Consider the following 18,093-nt stretch of genomic DNA (forward strand, 5'->3'; position numbering starts at 1 on the left):
GTCACAGCGTCTTCCAGGTGATGGCGCGCTTGTTGGACCGCTGCTTGGTGCCGGGACGGGTGCCGGCGCCCCGGGTGAGGAGCTGCTGTCGGTCGGCACCGCCGCGAAGCTGCTCGAGCAGATAGTCCGGGTCGATGTTGGTGCCGATCGGGTTGTCGTCGAAGTCCCTGCTGTTGAAGTAATCCGCCGTCTGCTGCGCCGTGGGGAAGTTCTCGGTCTGGAATTCCAGCCGGATCCCCTCGGGGTCTTCGTAGTAGAGGCTGGTCGTGGGCCCGTGATTGATGGCCCACACCGGGGTGATGCCGACGCCCTTGAGGCGTTCGTAGGTCAGCAGCAACTTCTCCACCGTGACGAAGGTGAAGGCCAGGTGGTCGATGCCGTAGGTCTTGCGGCGCCACCGGGACAGAGGGAAGACATAACGCAGCGGTGGGGGGAGTTTCACCAATGCCAATCGGTGGCTCTCGTGATCCCATGTGAGAAAGGCGATCTGACTGTCTTCGTGAACAACACGGGCGCCGAAGACATGGCCGTACCACTCGATCATCTCGGCGCTTCGCGCGGTCTTGACCACCCAGTGCGCGATGAAGTCGGGCACCAGGCGGTCGGGCAGCTCGTCGAGGTCCGGCGCGTGGACGGTGTCGTCTTCGTCCTTGGCAGGTTGCGACGGATGTTGCAAGGGATGAGGTGTCGCGCTCATGATTCGAGTTCTCCTGTCAGCGATTGGCGGCGGTGATGGTGGTGCGCTGGGTGCCCAGGTCGAGTGTTCCGGCGGCGTTGCGGATGGAGGCGGTCACGACATCTCCGGACCGTAGATACGGCTTGCGCTGGTTCATCTTGACGAATGCGGCCCATAGCTTGTTCTCGGGAAGCAGTGCGGTGGCCAGGCGTCGGACCACGGCCGGCGGCGAGCCCGCCACGATGCCGTGCGGGGTGCCGGTCAGCAGAACGTCTCCGGGGTCGGAGTTGCAGAATTCGCTCAGCTCGCGCAGCGTTTCGGCGGGCTTGTAGAGCATGTTCGCGGTGTTGTCGGTCTGGCGTAACGAACCGTTGACCTCCAGTCGCAACTCGAGATCGTCCAACAGCGGGAAGTCTTCCGGCTCCAGCACCGCCAGCACCGGCCCCAGGGGGCAGAATCCGCGATAGCTCTTGCCCTTGAGGAATTGTCCCTGCGGCAGCTGAACGTCTCTGGCGGAGAGGTCGTTGGCGATGGTGACTCCGAAGACGTACTCGTGCAGATTCTCGGCGGTGACGGTGACCGGTGCGTCTACTCCACCGCGCAGAACCAGCGCGAGTTCGATCTCGTAGTCGAGCAGGCTCACATGAGCGGGCCGCGCGACCGGGTCACACGGTCCGGTGACGGCCGCGTCGGTCTTGTCGAAGAACAGATTGAACTCGCGCGCGTCGGGGTCCATCCCGGACTCGATGGCATGCTGACGGTAGTTGGCGCCCTGGCACATCACCCGGCACGGAACGGTGACGGGGGAGAGCAGGGCGACATCGGCCGCGTTCACCTCGGCGGGCCGCGAAGCCGCTGCCGTCCAATCCGATTCGCCGTGGCGGATCAGGTCGGCGGTGCGCGGGTAGTCACCGCTCAGCGGTGCGATGTGATCTCCGCCGAGTACTCCCCACGAGGCGCGCTTGTCGAGCTCGTATCGGACGAGGTGGACGACCATCGACAACTCCCGGGTCTGCCGGTCGTTCGACCGGCTCGACGACCAGTCAACTGCGCGTCAACCCGGCGAATCCTGTGCTCGAATCCAGATTCGGCGGGGCAGGCTGAGCTCTCAGTCCAAGGGGTGTGGCGCCGGCCGCAGCACCGCGTCACCGAGTTCTTCGGCAAGGGCGAGCGCGGCGTGCAGCTGGAGTCGTCGCACCGTTGCGGGCTGACCTCGGAGTTGTTCAGCGCGTTGCACCCGGTAGGCGACGGTGTTGCGCGCGATCTGGAGGTCGGCTGCGGCACCGGCCAGGCTCCGGTCCCGATCGAGGTAGCACTTGAGCGTGTGACGCACTGTTCTGGTCGAATCGGCGCTGCCGGCCAGTTCTCCCAGTTCGCGCAGAACGAACTCCCGGGCGGCGGGCAGGTCGGCGCTGAGCATCGCGACGATGTCGACGTCTTGATAACGGAACGCCCAGTCCTGCCGTGTGGACATCGAGCCGAGCCGCGCTGCCTCCGCGGCCCGTCGGTGACTCTGCCGAAAACCGTCGACACCGGACCCTGCCGTTCCGATTGCGACACGAACGCCCGGCGGCGGTGAGATCGCGGGGATGACGGGCTCAGGCGGTGTCGATGTCCGCGAGCCCCACGCCCACACCCGCTGCGCGCCTACGGGGAGTACGAGGGTCGACGCACACCCGGCGGCGGAGAGCATCTGCGCCGCAACGGCTTTCAGGTGCGTCGGTTCCGCGGTTGCCGCAGCCCCGGTCCACACGACGATTCCGAGATGCCAGCGAGTCAGGTCGTAGCCGAGAATGCGGGTGGCACGGTCCATGGGCACAGCGTTGCCGGCCAGCAGGTCCTCGACGATCTGGGTGCGCAGAGCTGCCGAACCCGCTATCCATTCCTCGTGCGCGCGCGTGTACTCCTCGGCCATGCGCGTGGTGAGGACGTCGACGATGCCCAACAGCGCCTCGTTGATGCGCCGCATCTCGGTGAACCGTTGCGCCTCCGGTACCACACGTTCGGCAGCGTCGAGCAGCACGCCGACCGCGGTGGAATGGGCGAGATGAATGCTGCGGAGCATGTGCTCGATGCCGATGCCGCGCGCCACGACCTCCGTGGGCCCCGCGAGGATTTCGGGCATCTGCGCGAAAGACACGTCGTCGTCAAGCGCGATCAACGACAGCGCACCGAGTGCCACGGCTTCGCACCCTTTTGCGACCTCGCTGGCGATCACGTCCACTGCCAGCTCCGGGATCGCGGTGGTGACGCGCGCCGCCATGAATGCGCCCAGTTCGACAGCCCAGCCGACCGGACCGGGACCCAACTGCGCGGCGAGCATCTGGGCGCGCTCAGGCAACACGGAGTTCGCGGGGAATGCCTCGGGTGCCGAGGCTTCCAGCTCGGCGAACCAGGGTCTCATCGCCGGGTACGTGCCGACGTTCCGGCGGTCGGCGGCCGCCGATCCAGCGGACGCTTCCTAGGCAAGGCTGACCGGTAGCGTCGCCCATCCGCGCAGCACGCGGGTGTCGCGGCGTCGGCCGCCACCGGTCAGCTCGGAGTGCGGATGGCGCGCGAAGAACGCGCGCAGGCCGACGGCTCCCTCCGACCTGGCGAGGGCTGCACCGAGACAGAAATGCCGGCCGCCGGAGAACGAGAGGTGCCGTCCGGCGTTGTCGCGCGTCACGTCGAAGGTGTGGGGGGAGGAGAACACCTCAGGATCTCGGTTGGCGCCCGCCAAGTGCAGCACCATCGCGTCGCCGGCCCGGATCGTTCGGCCCGCCACCTCGGTGTCCTGCACGGCATGGCGCGCCGTCAGTTGCACGGGAGACTCGAACCGCAAGATCTCTTCGACGGCGTTGGGCCACAATTCCGGCCGTTCACGCAGCAGTTCGAGTTGGTCGGGGTGGCGCAGCAGAAGATCGATGCCGCTTCCGAGGAGATTCACCGTGGTCTCGAAACCCGCAGCCAATACCAGCCCAGCGGTGGCAAGGAGCTCCTGGTCGTCGAGGCGCGCGCCCTCATCGGTCGCCTCGATGAGCTGACTCATCAGGTCGTCACCTGGGGCCTGCCGCAACTGGCGGATGTGATCGGTCAGCCACTCGGTGAATCCCTCCAAGCCCTCTTCGACGCGAAGATACTGGGGCCAGGACAGGCCGACGTCGAGGCTGGGAGCCGCGAGTTCCCCGAATTCGAGGATCTTGGGGCGATCCTCCTCCGGCACGCCGAGGATGTCGCCGATAACCGTGACCGGCAGCCGTGAGCAATACCGGTCGACGATGTCCACGACTCCCGGCCCCTCGGCGATCTCGTCGACCAGAACCTTGGCAGCCGACTCGATGCGTTCTTCGAGAGCAGACACGGCGCGGGCGGTGAAGACCGACGAGACGGTGCGGCGGTAGCGGGTGTGGTCGGGCGGCTCCACCGACAGCAGGGACGGCGGGAGCAGGGGGTGGACGCGACCGCTGACGCGCAGGCGCTCCTCGATCCTGCCCAGGAACGCGGGCAGCGACTTCCCGCTCGCCGTCACCGCGAAATCGTCGGATCGCAGCACCTGATGGGCGACGGCGTGATCTGCCGTCAGCCACGCCGCGCGGGCCCGAACGACCCTGCCGTGACGGCGGATCTCGTCGGAGAATTCGCCCGGGTTGGCGCGGGCGGCGGGATCTGCGATCAGTCGCCCCTGAAGGTCCCCGCGGCGGGCACCGAGTGTGGTCAGCGCGCGGATCACGCCGTGCAGTGTCAACCAATGCAGGCGTTGTCGGGCGGTCATCCGTTCAGGATAGGAGACTCAGGTTCCATCCACATGGATCACAGTCCAAACGGAACGGCGTGAAACAGTATCGGGAACCACACGGACGATCCGCCAAAGCCGTGAAGATGAGGTCGGGAAAGGGTCTCTCTACGCGGCGATCCGAGAGCGCACGATGGGGTTCGGCGACCGGATTCTTCTCCTGAGATCCTCCCCGGCGATCGGCTGGGATTGGAGGGCCACGACGTGATCGTCGTTGCCGCGGGGCAATCCGATCACGCCACTTCGTCGTACGTTCGCCTGCCAGAACTCAATGCCGCCGTCGTCGGCGACATCGCCTACAACGACGTGCATTGCGCGCTGATGGGCAGCCGCGAACACGAGGAACGCAGGCAGTGGATCGACACGATCAGGGAAGTGCAAGCGTGGCAACCGGACATCGTCGTGGCCTCGCATCGGCGCCCCGACGCGCCGAACGATGCCCGTGTCCTGACGGAGACGATCGACTACCTCGACATGCGGATCGAGTCCTGGCCAGCGAGCCGACCGCCGCCGATTTCGTCCAACAGATGCTGACGTCCCACCCGACCCGGCTGAACACCAGCACCGTGCTGTACGGGGCAGCTGCACTCGGGCTCGAGTGAACGACGTGGGCTACCTACCGAAAACTGACGGGTCCCGTCGTCGCGTGATCGCGTAGAGCACCGAGGCGGCGATAACGGCCTCAGTCAGGGACACAACCGTCGTCAGCCCCATGAGCGCGGGCATGGACTGGTCGGGGAGCATCACCGGGGTGCCGTGGTGATGAACGGGCGTGGACCAGTGCACAGCGATCATGCCCAGATTCATGACGGCCACCACGGCCCATGTCCGGGGGCCGCAGGCTCGCCACATCTCGTAGGCGCAGAACAGACACGCTCCGGCCATCGCGACGATGAGCACAGCCAGCGCTGAGCTGCGTGCGTGGACGACCATCATCGCGTGAAGGACTGCAGAGCCGGCGGCAACTGCCGCGCACAGCCGCCGCCCACAGACCGCGGAGACGGCTCGTAGACCCGACATTCCCCTAACTCTGGCAGCATCGAGGCGGCGGCGCAGAGCGAACGGTCCGAGGTGCGATATCGGGAGAGCTGTCGCCCGACGGGAACTAGGTGGCGTCTTTGTCGTCGTCGCGGTGGGCGGCTTCGATGACCTCCGGCGGAACCGGCTTCTGTAGCCACGCCCGCATCCGCACCAAACCCGCCGCGACGGTGCCGACAGCGATCACCCCGATGACGATCCAGACTGCGGCGGACATGTCGCCATTGTCCACCTTCGACGAGCCCGAGAGGCGGAATGCAGTCCGACGCGTCATCCTTGCGCGGTGAAAGGAAACGCCGGGAGACTGACGTGCTGATAGCTCAGCTCTCCGACCTGCACGTCCGTCCGCCCGGAGTCCTGTATCACGGCGTGACCGACTCGAACCAGGCGCTCGTCGAGGCCATCGATCACCTGCTCGCCATGGACCGCCGACCGGATCTGGTGCTGCTTACCGGCGATCTAGTCGACGAGGGCCAGCCGGAGGAGTACGCAACCCTGAGGCGCATCCTGGCGACACTCACCATTCCGTACCTGGTCATCCCGGGAAATCACGACGACCGCGAGAACCTTCGAACGGCGTTCTCAGACCACACCTATCTTCCGCGATCCGGACCGCTTCACTACTGCGTCGATGACTATCCGGTGCGGGTCATCGGACTCGACTCCACCCTGCCTGGCGAACACCACGGCCACATCGATCGTGATGGACTCGAATGGCTCGGCGAGGTGCTCGCCCATGACGCGATCACACCGACGATCCTGATGCTGCACCACCCCCCGTTCGTCAGCGGGATTTCCTACATGGACGAGTACCGCTATGTCGAAGGAGGCGAATTGCGTTCAGTGGTAAAGCGTTTCGACAACATCGAGATCGTGCTCTGCGGACACGTGCATCGACCGATGGTCAAGCGATGGGCGAACACAGTGATCTGCACCAGTCCGAGCACTGTGACGCAGATCGATCTGAACCTGGCAGGCGCGGAGCCCAGCAGTCACGTCGGACCCCGCGCATGCATGCTGCATCTGTGGAACGCCCGACACGGACTGATCAGCCACAGCAGCCACATCGGCGACTACGACGGCCCGTATCCCTTCGCCTGACGACCACTCAGGGAGAACGACATTCGCCACATCGACTGCAGATGGGCTACTGGGTTCGTCGTTGCACATAGTCGAGCTGATCCAGGCTGAAGAGCAGTGCTCCTGCGCGGGAGTGGGGACTTCGGCTCAGCGCCCACCACAGGTGCAGGGGCGAGGCGTGGGCGCCGGAGCTGTTCTGGGCGCGACGAGCGGCGTGAAAAATGATGGCCTTGGCGTTGGGGCCGTACATGAGGTGGACGAACCGCGGGTCCTGACGTGACCCCAATGCGTGATCGATGTCCGCGAACATTTTCTGAAGATCGATTCCCCGGGATCGCAGAGCACCCACGACAGGGTCAGCGTCGTCGGTCACGAGCGCCAGCAGCAGGTGAAGGCTGCCGATGTGGTCGCTGTGACGGTGGTGCGCCTCGTCATGTGCGCGATTCACGGCCAGCTCTGCCGCAGGGTCGAGGCACGAAAGCGCCCAAGCGAGATCTGCGATCGTGATGTCGTCCGGCGGCAGTGATGACCTGCTGAGAGCTTGTTGCATGCGAAGACCTCGTTCCACCCCGTCGTGGTGCACGCCGACTCGGCGCATCGCGGGGCCTTCAGCAACAATATCGCCGTATTGCTTTGGCGGCACGGTTTGGCGCGCCATGAGGGTCGTCGCGCACTCGAATGCGGGTGCGGATTCTGCGGAGCAGCCCTCGGGGCCGGCTGTTCCTCCAGGCCGGACGAGCAGTCTCAGTCGGGCAGTTGACCGCGGCTGAGCAGGCGATTAACGGCAGTTTCCCAGCGGGTCAGTTGCGCTTCGGTAGTGAACGGTCTGGGAAGTTGGCGGTCGATGTGTCGACGTAGGATGATGGCACCCAGCGCCAGCATGAGGGGATTCAGGGCTGCCCAGGTGACATCGAGTTCGGCTCCGTGTTCGCTGGAATCAGCAACGTTTTGCCAATGGCTCCTGATGATCTCGACCATCGCATCGAAGAATGCCGATCCGGCGTCGGAGTGCGTCACGATCATCTGCGCGAAATAGTCCACCTCGCGCAGGTGCTTCGCGATCAGGGAGTGCACCCTCTGGCCGAGTTCGTCCACCGCCTGTGGCGCCGACTCAGGCAACGCCGCCGACAGACCTGTGGCGACGACGGTCAACACGTGGCCGTCGATGGCCTCGATGAGTCGGTCCTTGGAGCCGAAGTAGTGCTGCACCAAACCCACGGACACGCCGGCAGTCTGGGCGACATCGCGCAACGTCACGGATGAAGCCCCGTGTCTGGAGAACAACTCGAGTGCCGCATCACGAATGCGCTCGTGACTCGTAAAGCCGCCGCCGCTGTCATCCGCCATCTCGGCTCATATATAGCATCCGGCGCGCGTGTGCGAGTTCGTGTTCGCTACGTACCGGGGTCACGCGGCGGACGGCGAGCCCCACGGCGAACCGGTCGACCCGCTGTCGCTCCCAGCCAGTCGCTCGTCGACGTCCACACGGAGATTCGCAATCGGCCAGTCTGGGGATCAATGCCGGAGGTCATGGAGCCTCGTGAATCGAGTCCACTCGGATCGTCACGATGAGCCTGGTGTGAACGGGCCCACCGAGTTCGGCCAACGACGTGCCCAGATATTTCCTCGCGAGTTGGTCGAAGTGGACCATGCCATGGTCCTCGACGATGGCCACCACTGTTGCGCGCGCGGCGAAGTAGTGCCGCGGGTTGTCTGGATCGGCGATGGCCAGGCTAACCCTGGGATCACGAAGAACATTGCGCGCTTTGAGTGTTCCGGCAGGGATGTTGACGAGTGCGTGTTCGCCGTCGGTGTCCACCCATGTCATCGTGGTGTGCGGCGAGCCGTCACTCATGATCGTGGTGATGAAGACGTGCGTGTCCCGGCGCAACAGAGCGTGGAACGTGTGTGTTGCCAAGGTGTATGCCCTACCTTCCCAATCGTCACTCGGGGCGGGGCAGGTGCTCGGACGGGATGGCACCGAACCGACCCGCCTGATAGTCCCGCTGGGCCTGGTAGACCTCTGCGAGAGTGTTCATGACGAACGGGCCCACGTGGACGATGGGCTCCCGGATCGGCCGACCGCCAAGCAGTAGCACGTCCAAGTTCGGCTCCGCGGAGCGCTGCCGTGCCCGCGCAGCCAACGTGAAGGAGTCCCCGGCGCCGAAGACGGCGAGTTGACCCTTCTGGATCGGTTGCGCCGCAGTGCCGACGGTGCCGTTACCGGCGAGCACGTAGGCCAGGCAGTTGAAATCGGCCTGCCATGGAATTGTCAGGCGCGCGCCGGGACTGATGGTGGCATGCACGTAGGTGATCGGCGTGTAGGTGATGCCCGGCCCCGTGTGACCGGCAATGTCTCCAGCGATCACTCTCAGGAGCGCGCCGCCGTCCGCCGATGACAGGAGCTCGGCCTGCTGAGCGCGAATGTCCTGATATCTGGGGCTGACGAACTTGTTCGCTCGCGGCAGGTTGACCCACAGCTGCGCACCGTGGAACAGCCCGCCGGACACGACGAGGCCTTCCGGCGGCTGCTCGATGTGCAGGATCCCGCTCCCCGCGGTCATCCACTGGGTGTCGCCGTTCGTGATCGTTCCGCCGCCGCCGTGAGAGTCCGTGTGTTCGAACGCTCCGTCGATGATGTAGGTGACCGTCTCGAACCCACGGTGGGGGTGCCATGGTGTTCCCTTGGGTTCGCCTGCGGCCCAATCGATTGCGCCGATCTCGTCCATGTGGATGAACGGATCCAACGACTCAGGTGACACCCAGGCGAACACGCGCCGCACGGGAAACCCCTCACCCTCCCACGCGCTCGGCGCGGTGGTCACGGATTCCACTGGTCGCTGTGTGGTTGTAGCGGGGTCAGGAAGAGGGATTCGGGGCAGTGTGAGTGTGTCTGCGGTGATGGCTGGCATCGGTGGCCTCCTTGAAGGTTGACTGAAGCTCTGGGTTCGAACGATTCGGGGGACAGGCTCTCGCGACGACTACGGGCTGACACGCAGAAGGGCGACACTGAAGTCGGCGGCCTCGTCGGCCATGCCGTTGACCGCGTAGGCGCTGTGGGCGTTGCGGTCGAGGCCGCCCGGCTCGCAGACCGGATCTCCTGGGGCGCAGAGGCTGAGCGTCTTCGCGGCAAAGGCGGGGCCGATGTCGACGGGAGGGGCGCCGTGGTGCAGCATCCCGAGCAGCCCCGGTGAGGGTGTGCCGAACAGAACCACTGCCGCGATCTTCCGGGCAATGTCCTGAGGTAGGGGAGTCAGCGCGTATCCGGCGGGAACTGTTGCGCTGGTGAGATAACCGGTGACGGCGGCGCCCTGTGAGTAGCCACCGAGGACGATCTCGGTCGCGGGGCACGTGGCCACGAGGTGGGCCAGGTACCCGTCGGCATCGAGGATGCCGTCGACAGCGCGACCGAATTCCAGTGACGCCGGGTAGTTGACGGCATAGACAGCCACCTCGCGGTTCGGAAGACGTTGACGCAGTGCCGCGACGAACGGTTCGCCACTTTGCCCACTCCCGGACTCTCGAACGTGCCTCGAGCGAAGACGACCTCGACGTCGGCGCACGCTGTGACGGCGACAGACGCCGGGTCACCGTGGGCCTGACCCGCGGTCGTACTGCTGAACAGTGCCGCGATCGCAGCGCCGACGGCCATCGCACAGAGAGGCAGGCGCACTGCGGTCCGCTCCGGTCGGGGTGAAAAGAGTTGTTCACATGTCGATCTCGTCATCGCGACACATCCTGTGCTCGGGTCACGGTTTCCCGTCGACACAATCGGCTGGTCTGTGCGATGAGGGTTGCAGCACCGCTGTCACGTTCGCGTCGGTGAGATTCCCTTATACAACCCGGTTCCGGGTGCCATCACCTCAACGCACTCCCTGAAACACGATCGACAGCACCCCGTCGATGTGGGCGGGTTCCAAGGGCATGGCGTGAATCAGCCGGTACTCGATCACCCCGTAGAGGATGTCGCGCATGGTCTGCCAATCGGCGTCGGCACGCAGCTCACCGCGCTGTTGCGCCAAACCGGTGCGGGCGCGAAAGTCCTCGATGTTGGGCTCGATGATCTGCTGGAAAAGCGCGTGCAGAAGGCCGGGGTCAGACTGGCCGGCGGCGATGAGGCAACGATACGCAGGTCCGAAGCCCGTCGTGGAAATGAGATCCAGGATGGCGGTGAGTTGGGTGCGCAGGTCGGCTACGAGGTCGCCGGTGTCGGGAATGGTGACGACGGCGCCGAGGCTTTCGGTAGCAGCTTCGAGAATCACCGCACCTTTGGACGGCCACCAGCGGTAGATCGTCTGCTTGCTCACGCCGGCCCGTCGGGCGATGGCTTCGATCGAGATGTTGTCGTAGCCGAGTTCTCCGATCATCGAGACGGAGGCATCGAGGATGGCCCGACGCGATTGCTCACTGCGGTTGGCGGGCATGGTCCTCACCGTAAACGAGACAACACGCCGTTATTGCGATACGGAGCGGTCCGTATTGACGAATCGCAGGTCGTCTCCTACGGTTTGTGAGGGGGCGAGGCGTCGCCCATCGCGGCCTGATGACCATGGCTCCGCGGGGATATGGCGCCCGCGAAGGAAGGAAGCCAGCCTTGTCCGTTCCACTGGTCGATCCGGGCGAAGCGACTCCGAACCAGCAACCGTTCCCCGCGGGGGCCACGGCAGAGCGGATCGACGCGGATCTCCTGGGCCGGCGTCTGGAGTGCACAACCATCGATCGGCTCGTGGCCGAGGCGTCGGAGGGACGCAGCGGCGTGCTGGTTCTGCGCGGTGAAGCGGGAATCGGAAAGTCCGCGCTGCTCCATTACGCGCGAAACCGCGCGATCTCGGCGGGGATTCGGGTGGAATCGTCACTCGGAGTGGAGGCGGAGGCACAGTTCGCTTTCGCCGGTCTGCACCAATTGTGCGCGACGCTGATCGACGGCGCAGAGTCTCTTCCGGATCCACAGCGCACCGCTCTCGACGTTGCGCTCGGCCGCGTCACCGGCGACCCGCCGGACCGATTCCTGGTGGCGCTCGCCGTCCTCAACGTCCTCGCCGACGGGGGACCGATGCTCTGCCTCGTCGACGACGCACAGTGGCTGGATCAAGCGTCAGCGCAGGTCCTCTCGTTCGTGGCGCGCCGAGTGGCAGCCGATCGGCTGGCCTTCGTGTTCGCCGTGCGCGACTCCGGTGACAGCGGCGCCGACCCGTTGGCCGGATTGCCCGAGATGCGCTTGGAGGGGCTCGGAGACACCGACGCGCGGGCGTTGCTGGCCACCGCAGTCGGACCATCGCTCGATCCAGGGGTCCGCGAACGCATCGTCGCTGAGGCCCGCGGCAACCCGCTGGCACTGTTGGAGCTGCCCTCCGGCGTGCACCTTGCCGGTGGATTCGAATCCGCTGACCTCCGAAGCGTTCCGCGACGGATCGAGGACACCTACCAACAGCGCTCGAACAACCTTCCGGCGCAGACGCGACAGCTCCTGTTGGTAGCCGCCGCGGACCCGACCGGCGATGCGGCACTGCTCTGGCGCGCAGCCAAGCACGTGGGGATCGGTCGCGAAGCAGCAGCACCCGCGGAAGCTGCGGGGCTACTCGAGATCGACACTCACATCCGATTTCGCCATCCCTTGGTGCGCTCGGCGGTCTACCGCGCCGCGACAGCACCCGAACACCGTCAGGCTCATGCCGCTCTGGCCTCGACGACCGACCCGCAGGTCGACCCTGACCGCCGCGCGTGGCACTACGCGCAATCAGTGCTCGGCACCGATGAACACGCTGCCGCCGACCTGGAGCGCTGCGCCGACCGTGCGCTGGCCCGCGGCGGCTTCGGCGCCGCGGCCGCGTTTCTTCAGAGGTCGACCGATCTGACCATGGACCCCGCGAACCGTGCCAGACGTGCGTTGGATGCCGCCAATGCCACCCACTGCGCCGGGGCACCCGAAGCTGCGCTTGGCGTGCTGGAAAGCGTTGACGCACAGCACCTCAACGAGCTACAGCGCGCACGTCTGGAGCTGCTTCGCGCACAGATCACGTTCCATCTCGGCCACGGCAGCGAGGTTCCGGGAATTCTCATGGGCGCGGCACGGATGCTGACGCCGCTGGATCCGTCGCTCGCTCGCGAGACTTACCTGCAGGCCTTCGATGCAGCGACGATCACAGGCAGCTTGGCTCTGGACACCGCGCTGGTCGAGATCGCCGACGCCGTCCAGGCAGCACCTGCGCCGCACGGACCGGCAGACCTGTTACTCGGCGGCCTCGTGACCGTCCACGTGAGTGGATACGAAGCCGGTGCCGCCATCCTGCGGGAAGCGCTGGAGGCATTCCGCGATCACGAGTTCCCGGTCGAGACCGTCGGAGTCGGGGACGCCGGCAACTGGTTGTGGCTGGCCACTCGAACAGCGATAGCGCTGTTCGAGGACGAGTTGGCCATCGAGTTGGCCGACCGATACGTGCGACGAGCGCGCGACGTCGGCGCGCTCGCAACACTGCCCGCAGCCTTGGTCGTATCGGCTTTCGCGTGGGTCTACACCGGTGAGCTCGCCCGTGCCACCGAGTTCTCCGACGAGGCCGCCGCGATATCGCAGGCGTCTGGCGCTATGCCTCTGACCTACGCCCATACCTACCTGGACGCGTGGCGCGGACTGGATGTGGCGGCGACCACCGGTCGCGATACCCGGGACTCACGGAGGCCAGAGCGCACGCGGGGGATCGAAGCCACGGTGTCCACCCTTGCCATGGCAGTGCTCCACAACGGTCGCGGCAACTATCCGGCGGCGCAGAAGGCGGCCTCGCAAGCGTGCGACACGTATGAACTGTCGATCCGCGGACTGGCGCTCTACGAGTTGGTCGAGGCTGCTTCGCGTGCAGGCGATCCCGGCACCGCCTCGGGCGCGATGGAAGAACTCAGCGCGAGAGCGCGCGCCAGCGGTACCGAATGGGCGCTCGGTGTCGCCGCACACGCCCGCGCGCTCACCACCGAATCACCCGACGCAGAAGGGCACTACCGCGAAGCGATCGAGCGACTGCAGAACTGCCGCATGCGCGTCTTCCTCGCCCGCACTCACCTCGTCTTCGGCGAATGGCTGCGCCGCGCGGGTCGCCGCCACGAGGCACGCGAACAACTCCGCATCGCACACAACTTCCTCGCCGATATGGGCGCAGAGCCGCTCGCCGCTCGTGCCGCCCGCGAACTGCGTGCTACCGGCGAACATCCGCGCAAACGAAGCGCCCAACCCACCGACGCCCTCACCGCTCAAGAACTGACCATCGCACGCCTGGTCGCGACCGGAGCGACCTCCCGAGAGGTCGGTGCACAACTCTTCTTGAGCCCCCGCACGATCGAAGCCCACCTTCGAAACATCTTCCGAAAACTGGGAATCACGTCGCGCCGACAACTCAGGGAGCTGCCGATCTAATGCGACGCGGGGTCGGTCATGATCTCCACCAAGGCCGTTCCCGGCCGGCTCAGCGCCTCCTCGATGGCCGACCGGACGTCAGATGAATCGGTCACACGCGTGCCGTGGGCACCGCAGTCGCGCGCGAACGCCGAAAAGTTCGGGTTCAGCAGCGACGTCTGCCACACCGCGTACTCGGCGCTGCGCTGCTCCTCGCTGATCTTCGCGAGCTCCCCGTTGTTGAGCAGGATGTGGGTGATGTTCATGTCGTACTTCACCGCCGTGGTGAAATCCGCCAGGTACTGGCCGAATCCGCCGTCGCCGGTGATGGCGACGACCGGACGGCCCGGTGCCGCCGCACTCGCGCCCAGGGCAGCGGGGAAGCCGAAGCCGATCGAGCCGAGATAGCCGGACATCAGAACGTCCTGCGTCGTCGCTTCGAAGTACCGTCCGAAGGAATACGCGTGATTGCCCACATCGACTGTCAAGATGGCATTTTCGGGTGTCACCCGGCTCAGTTCGTGGAAGATCCTGGCCGCCGACACGCGTCCGACGGCCGGCACCACCGCCGCCCGTCGAGCCTTTTCCGCACGCCACACAGCCCAGCGTTCGGCGATCTCCTGACGCTGGTCGACGATTGCCGGCCCAACGCGGAGCGCTTCTGTCAACGCGCGTGCGGTGACACCGACATCGCCGAGGATGGGAACCGTGACGGGACGGAACCGGCCGAGCATCAGCGGATCGGTGTCGACCTGCACCGTCGGCTTGTAGGGCGAAATACCACTGTGGTTGGAAAACGATGCGCCGAACACCAGCAGAAGGTCGGCCTTGTTCATCATCCAGGATGCCACGGGAGTCCCGGAGCGGCCGAGAACGCCGCAGGCCAGCGGATGCCTGTCGGAAATCTGCCCCTTGGCCTTGAACGTGGTGACGACCGGTGCGTGCATTCGGTCCGCCAACGAGATCACCTGTGCCATATCCACTTTGGCGCCGTATCCGACGACGATCACCGGCCGGTTCGCCGCTGCGATGAGATCGAGTGCGTCAGCGAGCGCCTCTGCGGGCGGGCCCATGCTGAGGTCCGGCATGCGCCCGGCGGGGCCGACGGCGGGCTGATCCGGCGCCGGGAGCACCTGGACCTCATCGGGTAGCACGAGGTGGCCGACTCCCCGGCCCAGGATGGCGTGTTTGAGTGCCAGCGCCATCAGTTCCGCATGATCGGAGCCCGAGCGGACCATGGTCGAGTACGTCGCGACGTCGGCGAAGGCGGCGAGGAGATCGATGTCCTGGAAGGCACCCTTGCCGGCGACGGAGGAGTCCACGTTGCCCGACAAGGCAAGTACCGGAGCGCGGTCGGCCTTCGCGTCGTAGAGCCCGGTCAGCAGGTTCGTGGAACCTGGCCCCGCAATGCCGAAGCACGCGGCGGGCCGGCCGGTCAGCTTTCCGTAGGCCGATGCCGCGAACGCCGCCGTCCCTTCGTGGCGGATGCCGATGTAGCGAAGCTTGTTCTCGGCCTCAGCGCGACGCAGCGCCTCCGCCATACCGAGATTCGAGTGCCCGACCATTCCGAACACTGTGTCGACACCCCAGTTCGTCATTGTCTCGACGAGCGCGTCGCTGACGGTGCGAACATGTGGTGTGGGCGGGGGCGTGCCTACGTAGACGCCGTCACCGCGGACCTCGACGGGATAAGTGGCGACGTTGAAATCCGGTCCGCCGGCCGCCTCGCCGGTGAACGGATCGAAATCGAAGCCATGCCAGGGGCATCGGATCTTGCCGTTCTCCAGGGTTCCCTGGCCCAGGGGACCGCCTTGGTGCGGGCAGCGGTTGTCGATCGCGCCGTACTCACCCCGCAGCTTCGTGAGCGCGACGGACTTCACACCGACCGGGCACACCGTCACTTCTCCTTCGTCGAGAGAGTCGGTGGAAATTGCCCTGTGCCAGTGCATGTCCCGGTCCTTCTCGTGCCCACCGATACTCACAGCGGCATCACCCCCGCGTAGGGGACCCCACTGAGATAGGCGAGGTCGCGATCGAACGTGACCAGATCCTCGACGGTGAAATCGGCGAGGCGTCGGTGACCGCACGCTCGGGCGAGGACCGTCATCAGCTCCACGGTCGATTGCAGAAAGCGGTTCAGCCGCGCAGCGGCGCGGTCGACGGGCAACCGCGCCCGCAGGTGGGGCTGCTGGGTGGCGATCCCCACGGGGCAGGCGTTGGTGTTGCAGGCGCGCATGCCCACGCAGCCGATGGCCTGCAGCGCCGAAGTGGACAATCCGATGGCGTCAGCCCCCAGCGCGAGTGCCTTGACCATGTCCGCCGCTGTGCGGATACCCCCGGTGACGGCGAGCGTGACGTCGTCGGCTGAGCATGCGATCAAATGTTTACGAGCCCTGGCGAGCGCAGGGATCGTAGGGACGGAGATGTTGTCGCGGAACAACAGTGGCGCGGCACCGGTCCCACCGCCGCGACCGTCGAGGATGATGTAGTCGACGCCGATGGTGAGCGCTGCGTCGATGTCGCGTTCGATCTGTTGGGCACTCATCTTGTAACCGACGGGGATTCCGCCCGACTCCTCGCGGACGAGCGTGGCGAAATCACGGAATCGGTCGACCGAGGTCCAGTCGGGGAAGCGGGCCGGGGAGATCGCCGCGGCGCCCTCGGGAAGGCCCCGCACTTCGGCGATCTTGCCGATGACCTTGCTTCCGGGTAGGTGACCGCCTGTTCCGGTCTTCGCGCCCTGGCCGCCCTTGAAGTGGAAGGCCTGCACCTTCTGCAGGTGGTCGACGTTCCACCCGAAGCGGGCCGAGGCCAGTTCGTAGAGGTACCGCGAGTTGCGCCGTTGCTCGTCTGGAAGCATGCCTCCCTCGCCGGAGCAGATCCCGGTGCCCGCCAGTTGCGCCCCCGCGGACAGAGCGACCTTGGCCTCCTCGGATAGCGCCCCAAAGCTCATATCGCTGACGAACAACGGAATGTCCAGCCGCAGTGGCCGTCTGGCTCCCGGACCGATCACGGTTGCCGTGTCGACCGGTTCGGCCTCGAGCAACGGCATTCGCGCCAGCTGCCCGGTCACGAGCTGTATCGACTCCCATGTCGGTAGCTGATCCCTGGGCACACCCATGGCTGCCATGGGTCCGTGATGGCCGACCCTGTCGAGCCCGTGTGCTGCGACCTCATGAATCTGGGTGACGAAGGGCTCCTCAGCGGAGTCGGCCGGCGTGATCCACCGACCCTGGTATCCGTCGTCGTCGTAGATCACCGCACCTTTTCGTCGAAAGTCAGCGACCGCCGTCGCATCGACGTACACGACTCCGTCTGACACCCACACCGGAAACGTGGTGAGAGCGGCCGACGGGTTCACTGGCGAGATTCCCGTGGTGGCGTCGTAGCGCCAGCCGTGGACCCCGCAGACGAGCACATCGCCGTCGATGTGCCCATCGCTCAGGAGCACCCCACGATGGAGGCACCGCCCTGACAGCGCCGACACGTTCTCGCCCCGTCGTACCAGGGCGATGTCCACACCATCGACCACAACGGGAAATGGCCGCTCGGACGTCAGGTCGGTGAAGGACACCACGGGTGTTGCCCTGGGCTCAACTTTCACGAGAATCCTTTGTTGATCGAGAGGGTGTTCATTGCAGCCACTGAATCAATGGATGCACGAAGTAGCGCAGGGAGAACGCTTCGTACACTGCGCCCGCGACGAGCAAGACGATGGCTGCCAAGGACAGCCAGCCGAGTTGGCGCAGACCTGTGACATAAGCACTTCGGCGGTTGGCGGCTCCCACAGCGCGCGGCGACGGCGTCGGTGGACGGAACGAGGGTCACACCCGTGATGAGCGCCCACGAGGCGAACAACACGATGCCGGCGAAGGGCACGATCATCGACGGGAGAACGATGGTCGCAGCGCCGATCGTCACGGTGTTCACCCCGAGAATCGTCACAGCGAACAGCCACGGATTCCCGATCAGCGACTGCACGAGATCCACTGTGCCGTCGTCGTGTAATCGTGATACCTCGGCCTCGTTGAGGGAGGGGAACAGCAATCCGGCGGCGAAGCCGACAGCGCAGACGCCGTATGCGAGCGCGTTCAGGACGAGGTAGGCACGGACGTTGGTGCGCACGATGCCGAGTGCAGTCAT

General features: G+C 65.8%; 18 protein-coding genes. 3 read left to right on the plus strand and 15 right to left on the minus strand.

Translation table 11 applies throughout. The features are described from left to right. Position 1: 1 nt before the first annotated feature. From ACZY1G_RS18720 to ACZY1G_RS18735, 4 genes are all read right to left on the minus strand, one after another. The gene (locus tag ACZY1G_RS18720; protein ID WP_463816217.1) at positions 2 to 697 is read right to left on the minus strand and encodes a VOC family protein; all 696 of its coding nucleotides are present in this window, start codon (positions 695 to 697) and stop codon (positions 2 to 4) included. A 16-nt stretch (positions 698 to 713) separates the two neighbouring features. Continuing rightward, positions 714 to 1,673: a fumarylacetoacetate hydrolase family protein gene (locus ACZY1G_RS18725; RefSeq protein ID WP_463823265.1), complete on the minus strand. Its 960-nt coding sequence runs from the start codon at positions 1,671 to 1,673 to the stop codon at positions 714 to 716. Between the two features lie 111 nt (positions 1,674 to 1,784). Continuing rightward, positions 1,785 to 3,080 (minus strand): PucR family transcriptional regulator, encoded by a 1,296-nt coding sequence (locus ACZY1G_RS18730; RefSeq protein ID WP_463823266.1) that lies wholly within the window; start codon positions 3,078 to 3,080, stop codon positions 1,785 to 1,787. 57 nt (positions 3,081 to 3,137) lie between these two features. Next, positions 3,138 to 4,430 (minus strand): cytochrome P450, encoded by a 1,293-nt coding sequence (locus tag ACZY1G_RS18735; protein WP_463816220.1) that lies wholly within the window; start codon positions 4,428 to 4,430, stop codon positions 3,138 to 3,140. Between the two features lie 225 nt (positions 4,431 to 4,655). Here ACZY1G_RS18735 and ACZY1G_RS18740 point away from each other — a divergent pair, with 225 nt between their 5' ends. Beyond that, positions 4,656 to 4,985, plus strand: a complete 330-nt coding sequence (locus ACZY1G_RS18740; protein ID WP_463816221.1) for a hypothetical protein — start codon at positions 4,656 to 4,658, stop codon at positions 4,983 to 4,985. A 78-nt stretch (positions 4,986 to 5,063) separates the two neighbouring features. Here the strand turns inward: ACZY1G_RS18740 and ACZY1G_RS18745 are convergent, their stop codons facing one another. Beyond that, positions 5,064 to 5,471 carry a hypothetical protein gene (locus ACZY1G_RS18745; protein WP_463816222.1) on the minus strand — a complete coding sequence of 136 codons (408 nt, stop codon included), beginning with the start codon at positions 5,469 to 5,471 and terminating at the stop codon, positions 5,064 to 5,066. Between the two features lie 85 nt (positions 5,472 to 5,556). Next, entirely contained in the window at positions 5,557 to 5,706 is a 150-nt protein-coding gene (locus ACZY1G_RS18750) for a hypothetical protein (protein WP_463816223.1), read from the minus strand. A gap of 92 nt (positions 5,707 to 5,798) precedes the next feature. On the opposite strand from ACZY1G_RS18750, the gene ACZY1G_RS18755 reads away from it, so the two are divergent. Then, the gene (locus tag ACZY1G_RS18755; RefSeq protein WP_463823267.1) at positions 5,799 to 6,590 is read left to right on the plus strand and encodes a phosphodiesterase; all 792 of its coding nucleotides are present in this window, start codon (positions 5,799 to 5,801) and stop codon (positions 6,588 to 6,590) included. A gap of 46 nt (positions 6,591 to 6,636) precedes the next feature. Here ACZY1G_RS18755 and ACZY1G_RS18760 read toward each other — a convergent pair whose 3' ends face one another. The 6 genes from ACZY1G_RS18760 to ACZY1G_RS18785 all read right to left on the minus strand — a co-directional run bounded on the left by ACZY1G_RS18760 (position 6,637) and on the right by ACZY1G_RS18785 (position 10,993). Next, positions 6,637 to 7,227 carry a Clp protease N-terminal domain-containing protein gene (locus tag ACZY1G_RS18760; protein ID WP_463823268.1) on the minus strand — a complete coding sequence of 197 codons (591 nt, stop codon included), beginning with the start codon at positions 7,225 to 7,227 and terminating at the stop codon, positions 6,637 to 6,639. Positions 7,228 to 7,313: 86 nt separating this feature from the next. Next, the gene (locus ACZY1G_RS18765; protein ID WP_463823269.1) at positions 7,314 to 7,916 is read right to left on the minus strand and encodes a TetR/AcrR family transcriptional regulator; all 603 of its coding nucleotides are present in this window, start codon (positions 7,914 to 7,916) and stop codon (positions 7,314 to 7,316) included. A 181-nt stretch (positions 7,917 to 8,097) separates the two neighbouring features. Further along, positions 8,098 to 8,487: a pyridoxamine 5'-phosphate oxidase family protein gene (locus ACZY1G_RS18770; protein WP_463816227.1), complete on the minus strand. Its 390-nt coding sequence runs from the start codon at positions 8,485 to 8,487 to the stop codon at positions 8,098 to 8,100. 25 nt (positions 8,488 to 8,512) lie between these two features. Continuing rightward, positions 8,513 to 9,481 (minus strand): pirin family protein, encoded by a 969-nt coding sequence (locus ACZY1G_RS18775; RefSeq protein WP_463823270.1) that lies wholly within the window; start codon positions 9,479 to 9,481, stop codon positions 8,513 to 8,515. A 69-nt stretch (positions 9,482 to 9,550) separates the two neighbouring features. Beyond that, positions 9,551 to 10,132, minus strand: coding sequence for a cutinase family protein (locus ACZY1G_RS18780; protein WP_463823271.1), 582 nt, complete (start codon positions 10,130 to 10,132; stop codon positions 9,551 to 9,553). Between the two features lie 300 nt (positions 10,133 to 10,432). Next, positions 10,433 to 10,993 carry a TetR/AcrR family transcriptional regulator gene (locus ACZY1G_RS18785; RefSeq protein ID WP_463816230.1) on the minus strand — a complete coding sequence of 187 codons (561 nt, stop codon included), beginning with the start codon at positions 10,991 to 10,993 and terminating at the stop codon, positions 10,433 to 10,435. A 170-nt stretch (positions 10,994 to 11,163) separates the two neighbouring features. Here ACZY1G_RS18785 and ACZY1G_RS18790 point away from each other — a divergent pair, with 170 nt between their 5' ends. Then, complete coding sequence (locus ACZY1G_RS18790; protein WP_463823272.1) at positions 11,164 to 13,971, plus strand: ATP-binding protein; 2,808 nt, start codon at positions 11,164 to 11,166, stop codon at positions 13,969 to 13,971. Here ACZY1G_RS18790 and ACZY1G_RS18795 read toward each other — a convergent pair. From ACZY1G_RS18795 to ACZY1G_RS18805, 3 genes are read right to left on the minus strand one after another with little or no spacing between them, the layout of a single operon-like run. Beyond that, entirely contained in the window at positions 13,968 to 15,932 is a 1,965-nt protein-coding gene (locus tag ACZY1G_RS18795) for a thiamine pyrophosphate-binding protein (protein WP_463823273.1), read from the minus strand. The two genes, ACZY1G_RS18790 and ACZY1G_RS18795, sit on opposite strands and share 4 nt — an antisense overlap. Continuing rightward, positions 15,929 to 17,554 (minus strand): glutamate synthase-related protein, encoded by a 1,626-nt coding sequence (locus tag ACZY1G_RS18800; RefSeq protein ID WP_463823274.1) that lies wholly within the window; start codon positions 17,552 to 17,554, stop codon positions 15,929 to 15,931. Before ACZY1G_RS18800 ends, ACZY1G_RS18795 begins: the two co-directional genes overlap by 4 nt. Beyond that, positions 17,551 to 18,093 (minus strand): hypothetical protein, encoded by a 543-nt coding sequence (locus ACZY1G_RS18805; RefSeq protein WP_463823275.1) that lies wholly within the window; start codon positions 18,091 to 18,093, stop codon positions 17,551 to 17,553. The genes ACZY1G_RS18800 and ACZY1G_RS18805 overlap by 4 nt, the downstream gene beginning before the upstream one ends.

The sequence above is a fragment of the Mycobacterium sp. IDUB_5 genome (genome assembly GCF_055419565.1).

Excerpts from the sequence above, each read along its gene's own strand:
- ACZY1G_RS18735 (WP_463816220.1), bottom strand. The coding sequence starts at position 4,430 with ATGACCGCCCGACAACGCCTGCATTGGTTGACACTGCACGGCGTGATC.
- ACZY1G_RS18765 (WP_463823269.1), bottom strand. The coding sequence starts at position 7,916 with ATGGCGGATGACAGCGGCGGCGGCTTTACGAGTCACGAGCGCATTCGT.
- ACZY1G_RS18720 (WP_463816217.1), bottom strand. The coding sequence starts at position 697 with ATGAGCGCGACACCTCATCCCTTGCAACATCCGTCGCAACCTGCCAAG.
- ACZY1G_RS18750 (WP_463816223.1), bottom strand. The coding sequence starts at position 5,706 with ATGTCCGCCGCAGTCTGGATCGTCATCGGGGTGATCGCTGTCGGCACC.
- ACZY1G_RS18745 (WP_463816222.1), bottom strand. The coding sequence starts at position 5,471 with ATGTCGGGTCTACGAGCCGTCTCCGCGGTCTGTGGGCGGCGGCTGTGC.
- ACZY1G_RS18805 (WP_463823275.1), bottom strand. The coding sequence starts at position 18,093 with ATGACTGCACTCGGCATCGTGCGCACCAACGTCCGTGCCTACCTCGTC.
- ACZY1G_RS18775 (WP_463823270.1), bottom strand. The coding sequence starts at position 9,481 with ATGCCAGCCATCACCGCAGACACACTCACACTGCCCCGAATCCCTCTT.
- ACZY1G_RS18725 (WP_463823265.1), bottom strand. The coding sequence starts at position 1,673 with ATGGTCGTCCACCTCGTCCGATACGAGCTCGACAAGCGCGCCTCGTGG.
- ACZY1G_RS18760 (WP_463823268.1), bottom strand. The coding sequence starts at position 7,227 with ATGGCGCGCCAAACCGTGCCGCCAAAGCAATACGGCGATATTGTTGCT.
- ACZY1G_RS18730 (WP_463823266.1), bottom strand. The coding sequence starts at position 3,080 with ATGAGACCCTGGTTCGCCGAGCTGGAAGCCTCGGCACCCGAGGCATTC.
- ACZY1G_RS18785 (WP_463816230.1), bottom strand. The coding sequence starts at position 10,993 with ATGCCCGCCAACCGCAGTGAGCAATCGCGTCGGGCCATCCTCGATGCC.